This is a genomic window from Streptomyces sp. NPDC036984 (assembly GCF_055607665.1).
Genome location: NZ_JBVJRL010000056.1, coordinates 1 through 6,798 on the forward strand (window position 1 = coordinate 1; position 6,798 = coordinate 6,798).

General features: G+C 73.5%; 2 protein-coding genes. Both read right to left on the minus strand.

Features of this window, described 5'->3' with window-relative positions:
• The coding region (locus ACZ7DL_RS38775) for a type I polyketide synthase (protein WP_470781733.1) at nt 1-3,724 on the minus strand (3,724 nt) is incomplete at its 3' end.
• 29 nt (nt 3,725-3,753) lie between these two features.
• Nucleotides 3,754-6,798, minus strand: a 3,045-nt coding sequence (locus ACZ7DL_RS38780; RefSeq protein ID WP_470781734.1) for a type I polyketide synthase, incomplete at its 5' end; no start/stop codon positions are given.

The window sequence follows — 6,798 nt, forward strand, 5'->3', positions numbered from 1 at the left end:
TCACCGCCGGCACCTCACCGCCCACGGACACGGACGGCAGCTCACACCACTCCACCCGGAACAACGCATCGCCACCGGACACACCGGACGCCGCTTCGAGCTGCTCGGCGGAGACGGCCCGCGAGACGAGCGAGTCCAGGGTCAGGACCAGACCGCCGGTGTCGTCGACGGCCTCCAGTGACAGCGTGTCCGGGTCGGGCCGCAGCAGCCGTACCCGGATCGACGCGGCACCGGAGGCGTGCAGCGTCAGCCCGTTCCAGGCGAACGGCAGCCGCACCACCGCTTCGTCATCCGCCACGGCACCGTCGGTCACCTCGGCGGCCGCGTCCAGGATGCTCGCGTGCAGGGCCGCGTCGAGCAGCGCCGGGTGGATGCCGAACCCGGCGGCGTTCTCCCGCTGTTCGGGCGGTGCGACCACCTCGGCGAACAGCTCGGCATCGCGCCGCCAGACCTTCCGCACGCACTGGAACGCCGGGCCGTACGCGTATCCCGCGCGCGTCAGTTTCTCGTAGCCGTCGGAGATGTCGACCTGCCGGGCGCCGGGCGGGGGCCATGCGGTGAAGTCGAAGGTGTCGGTGGGCGTGACGGCTGCGCTCAGGGTGCCGCCGGCGTGCCGGGTCCAGGCGTCCGGTCCGCTCTCCGCACCGACGTCCTGGCGGGTGGAGTACACCTCCACACTCCGGGCCCCGGTCTCGTCCGGCCCGCCGACGGCGACCTGGACACGTACGGCGCCGTCCTCGGGGACGACCAGAGGCGCCTCGATGACCAGCTCGTCCAGCACCCCGCAGCCCACCTCGTCACCGGCGCGGACGGCGAGTTCGACCAGCCCGGTACCGGGGACCAGGACCACTCCCCCGATGGCGTGGTCCGCCAGCCAGGGGTGCGTGCGCAGGGACAGCCGGGAGGTGAAGACCAGCCCGTCCGACTGCGGGAGCTGGACCACCGCGCCGAGCAGCGGGTGGTCCGCCGCCCCTTGGCCCAAGGCGGTGGCGTCCATCAGGGGGCGAGGGGCCGGGAGCCAGTAGTGCCGGTGGTCGAAGGCGTACGTCGGCAGGTCGACGTGGGCCTCGGTGGCGCCCTTGGGGAGGACGGCCGCCCAGTCGACCTCGGCGCCGCGCACGAAGAGATGCGCCACGGCCGACAGGAGCGTCTGTGTTTCGTCGCGGTCGTCGCGCAGGGCCGGGACGCCGACCGCGTCCTCGCCCGCCGACTCCGCGATCGCACCGGTCAGCGCACCACCAGGACCGAGCTCCACGAACACCGAACCGCCCGAGGCGCTGATCCCCTCCGCGAAACGGACCGGGCGGCGGACGTGCTCCACCCAGTAGGCGGGATCCGTGAGCTGACCCGGCTCCGCCAGCCGGCCCGTCACGTTCGATACAACGGGGATGGTCGGCTCGTTCCACGTCAGGCCGGACAGCACCGCTGTGAACTCTGCCGACATCGGCTCCATCAACGCCGAGTGAAACGCGTGCGAGACCGTCAGCCGCTTGACCCGGCGACCCCGCTCGCGCAGCTTGTCCGCCACCGCCAGGACCGCGGTCTCATCACCGGACAAGACGACCGAGCCCGGCGCGTTCACCGCCGCCAAGTCCACACCCTCACCGAGGTGTTCGGCGACCTCCGCCTCACTCGCGGCCACCGCCACCATCGCACCGCCCACCGGCAACGCCTGCATCAACCGACCCCGCGCAGCCACCAACGCCGCCGCATCCTCCAGCGACAACACACCCGCCACATGCGCGGCGACCACCTCACCGATCGAATGCCCGGCCACCACATCCGGCCGCACACCCCACGACTCCACCAACCGGAACAACGCCGACTCCACCGCGAACAGCCCGGCCTGCGTGAACACCGTCTGATCCAGCAGACCCTCACCCGCCCCGAAGATCACATCCTTGACCGAATACTCCACCGAGCCGGCCAACCGCGCATCCAGCACCGCACACGCCTTGTCCAATGCCTGCGCGAAGACGGGATACCGCTCATACAACTCCCGGCCCATACCGACGCGTTGCGAGCCCTGACCCGGAAAGACGATCACCGTTGTCGCGTCGGCACCCGAGCCCGAGGTCACCGAGGGGGCCGTCTCTCCTTTGGCTAGTGCCCGCAGCCCGGTGAGGGCCTCGTCCCGCGATCCGGCGAGGATCACGGCCCGCTCAAGGTGCACGGCCCGTTGGGAGACCAGTGCTCCGGCGATGGTCGGCAGCGGGGTGTCGGTGTCGGCGACGAAGTCCGCCAGTCGTCCGGCCTGCCCGGCAAGGGTGTCGGTGCTCCGCGCCGACACCACCACCGGAAGCGGACCATCGACCGGTGCCACCGGCGGCTCGGCAGCGGACTCCTCCGGCGCCTGCTCCAGGATCACGTGGGCGTTCGTACCGCTCACGCCGAAGCCGGACACGCCCACCCGGCGCGGCCGGTCCACTCGTGGCCACTCGCGGGCCTCCGTGAGCAGTCGTACGGCGCCCGCGTCCCAGTCGACGCGGGGGGACGGTTCGTCCACGTGCAGGGTGGAGGGAAGCACGCCGTGGCGCATGGCCTGGATCATCTTGATCACGCCGGCCACGCCGGCGGCGGCCTGGGTGTGGCCGATGTTGGACTTCAACGAGCCGAGATACAGGGGCTGTTCGCGGTCCTGGCCGTAGGTGGCGAGGAGAGCCTGTGCCTCGATCGGGTCGCCGAGGACCGTGCCGGTGCCGTGGCCCTCCACCGCGTCCACGTCGGCCGGGGTCAGCCCGGCCACGGCCAGCGCCTTGCGGATCACCCGCTGCTGAGAGGGGCCGTTGGGGGCGGTCAGGCCGTTGGAGGCGCCGTCCTGGTTGACCGCTGTGCCCCGCACGACGGCCAAGACCCGGTGCCCCTTGCGCTGCGCCTCGGACAGGCGCTCCAGGACGACGACACCCGCGCCCTCGGCCCAGCCGGTGCCGTCCGCGGCGGACGAGTAGGCCTTGCAGCGGCCGTCGGCTGCGAGGCCGCGCTGCCGGGAGAAGTCGATGAACAGGCCCGGCGTGGCCATGACGGTGGCGCCGCCCGCCAGGGCCATCGTGCACTCGCCGCGGCGCAGCGCCTGCACGGCGAGGTGGATGGCGACCAGGGAGGACGAGCAGGCGGTGTCGAGGGTGACCGCCGGACCCTCGAAGCCGAAGATGTAGGAGATGCGGCCGGAGGCCACGCTGGACGCGGCGCCGGTTCCGGTGAAGCCCTCCAGCTCGGGCGGGACGCTGCCGCCGGCGAAGTAGTCGACGCCCATGATGCCGTTGAACACGCCGACATCGGTGCCCTTCAGTGACAGGGGATCGATGCCGGCCCGCTCCAACGCCTCCCAGGAGGTCTCCAGGAGCAGTCGCTGCTGCGGGTCCATGGCCAGGGCCTCGCGCGGCGAGATCCCGAAGAACTCCGCGTCGAACCGGCCGGCGCCGTGCAGGAATCCGCCCTGGTCGACGTACGAGGTGCCGGTCTTCTCGGGGTCGGCGTCCAGCAGGGTGTCGAGGTCCCAGCCGCGGTCGTCCGGGAAGCCCGACACCCCGTCGCGGCCCTCGGCGACCAACTCCCATAAATCTTCCGGGGTATCGACGCCGCCGGGCAGCCGGCACGCCATGCCCACGATCGCGATCGGCTCGCGCGACGCGCTCAGGAGCTGCTGGTTCCGCTTCTTCAGCGTGCCGACCTCTTCCAGCGACTTTCGCAGCGCCTCGACAAGCTTCTCGTAGGAAGCACTCACTTCACTGCCCCAATCAGTCGTGTGCCGCGTCAGCTTTCGAGGGATTCGCTGTCGTCGCCGAGCGCGAGGTGTACGAGGTCGTCGACGTCCAGGTCGGCCAGCGCACCCCGGGCGGGGTCCGGTTCGCCGGGTGCGGGTGCGCCGGGTTCCAGGGCGGCCAGTTCGACCAGCGCCTCCAGCAGGCCGGCCTCCCGGAACCGCTCCAGCGGTAGGGCGAGCAGCGCGTGGCGCAGCCGTTCCTCGTCCGCCTCGGCCGCCGTCCGGTGCCGCGCGCCCTCCGGGGCGAGTTCGCCGTGCAGGTGGCGGGCCAGGGCGAGCGGTGTGGGGTAGTCGAAGACCACGGTGGCGGAGAGGTTGACGCCGGTCGCGGCGCGCAGCCGGTTGCGCAGTTCCACGGAGGTGAGGGAGTCGAACCCGGCGTCCTTGAACGCCGTCTCGGCGCCGACGCCGTCCGCTCCGGAGTGGCCGAGCACGCCGGCCACATGTCCGCGGACGACATCCAGCAGCACGGCCTCCTGCCGGTCGCGGTACAGCCCGGCGAGCCGGCGCCGCAGGCCGTCCCCGCCGTCTCCCGCGGCGGCCCGCGCCGACTGCCGCCCGGCCCGGACCAGTTGGCGCAGCAGGGGCGGCACGCCGGCGCCCGTGGCCGCCTCGGCCCGTACGGCCCTGAGGTCCAGTTTGACCGGGACGAGCACCGTGTCGTCGCCGGCCAGGGCAGTATCGAGGAGGGCCATGCCCTCCCGCGGGGCGAGCGGCAGGATGGCGCCGCGCCGGTTGCCGCGGGTGCGGGCCGCCGCTTCCGCGCCGGCGGTCATCCCGGTGGTCTGCTCCCACGGGCCCCAGGCCAGGGACAGCGCCGGCAGACCGGCCGCCCGGCGCCGGGCCATCGCGGCGTCGAGCCAGGCGTTGGCGGCGGCGTAGTTGCCCTGGCCGGCCGAGCCGAACAGCCCGGACGCGGAGGAGAACACGGCGAACGTCGTCAGGTCCAGGGTGCGGGTCAGCTCGTCCAGGTGTCGTACGGCCGCCACCTTCGGCGCGAAGACGTGGTCCAGGCGTCGCCGGTCGAGCGTGCCGATCACGCCGTCGTCCAGGACGCCCGCGGTGTGCAGGACCGCGGTCAGCGGGTGCGCGTCGGGTACGGAGTCCAGCAGGGCGGCCACCGCCTCGCGCTCGGCGATGTCGCAGGCGGCCACCCGCACGCTCGTCGCCCCGAGCCCCGTCAGCTCGGCCACCAGTTCCTGCGCGCCCTCGGCGTCCGGGCCGCGCCGGCTCGCCAGCACCAGGTGCCGTACGCCGTGCCGCTCGACCAGGTGCCGGGCCAGCAGGGCGCCCAGCGAGCCCGTGCCGCCGGTGACGAGGACGGTGCCGTCGGGGTCCCAGCTCGCGCGCTCCGGGGCGGGACCCGCAGGGGCGGCCCGTACCAGGCGCGGGGCGCGGACGGCCGTACCGCGCACCGCGAGCTGCGGTTCGCCGGCCGCCAGAGCGGTCGTGGCGAGCGCGGCGAGGAACTCCTCGTCGTCTCGCGGCGCGTCGGTGTCGATCAGGACGATCCGGTCGGGGTTCTCCGCCTGGGCGGCCCGCACGAGCCCCACCACAGCCGCCCCCGCCGGGTCGGTCAGGGTGTCCTCGCCGGCGGCGGGCACCGCATCCCGGGTGACGACCACGAGCCGGGAGTCCGCGAGCGGCTCGGCGGCCAGCCATGCCTTCACGACGTCCAGGACCCGGGACGTGCGCTCCAGGGCTTCGTCGGGGCCGTCGGCCGGCAGCACCAGCACCTCCGGCACGCTTTCTCCGGCAGCCGGGCCGGTGAGATCAGCGGCCGTCACGACCCGTGCCCAGGCCGGCGCCGGGGCGCCCGCGCGGGCGGGCACGGACAGCTCGGTCCACTCCACACGGAAGAGCGCGTCCGCGCCGGGCGTACCGGCCGCAGCCTCCAGTTGCTCGGCACTGACTTCGCGGAACACGAGGGACTCGGTCGTCAGCACCGGCGCGCCGGTCTCGTCTGCGGCCTGCAGCGACACCGTGTCGGGCCCGGACGGCGCGACCCGCACGCGCAGCGCCGACGCTCCCGCCGCGTGCAGCGCCAGCCGGTTCCAGGCGAACGGCAGGACCGTACGCGGTCCGCCACCGGACTCGGACGGGTCGGCCGGGGCGACGAACCCGTTGGCGTGCAGAGCGGCATCCAGCAGCGCCGGGTGGATCCCGAACCGGGCCGCCTCCTCCCGCTGCGCGTCGGGCAGGGCGATCTCGGCGTACACCTCGCCGCCGCGCCGCCACACCGCCCGCAGCCCCTGGAACACCGGGCCGTACGTGTAGCCCTTCTCGATCAGGCCGGCGTAGAAGGCATCGGCGTCCACCTCGACGCGGTCCGCTCCGGGCGGGGGCCATGCGGTGAAGTCGAAGGTGGGCGTGTCATCGGCCGCGGTGGTCAGGGTGCCGGTGGCGTGCCGGGTCCAGGCGTCCGAGCCGATCTCACCGGCCGTGTCCTCCCGGGCCGAGTAGACCGACACCGTCCGCAGCCCCTTGTCGTCCACTCCGCCGACGGCGACTTGGACCCGGACACCGCCCTCCTCCGGCACGACGAGGGGTGCCTCGATGACGAGTTCGTCCACGACATCGCAGCCGACCTCGTCACCGGCGCGGACGGCCAGCTCGATGAGTCCGGTGCCGGGTACCAGGACCACTCCGCCGACGGCGTGGTCCGCCAGCCAGGGGTGCGTGCGCAGGGACAGCCGGGAGGTGAAGACCAGCCCGTCGGACTGCGGGAGCTGGACCACCGCGCCGAGCAGCGGGTGATCCGCCGTGCTCTGCCCGAGAGCGACCGCGTCGTTGGCCGGGGCCATCTGGAGCCAGTAGTGCTGGTGGTCGAAGGCGTACGTCGGCAGGTCGACGTGGGCCTCGGTGGCACCCTCGGGGAGGACGGCCGCCCAGTCGACCTCGGCGCCGCGCACGAAGAGATGCGCCACGGCCGACAGGAGCGTCTGTGTTTCGTCGCGGTCGTCGCGCAGGGCCGGGACGCCGACCGCGTCCTCGCCCGCCGACTCCGCGATCGCACCGGTCAGCGCACCACCAGG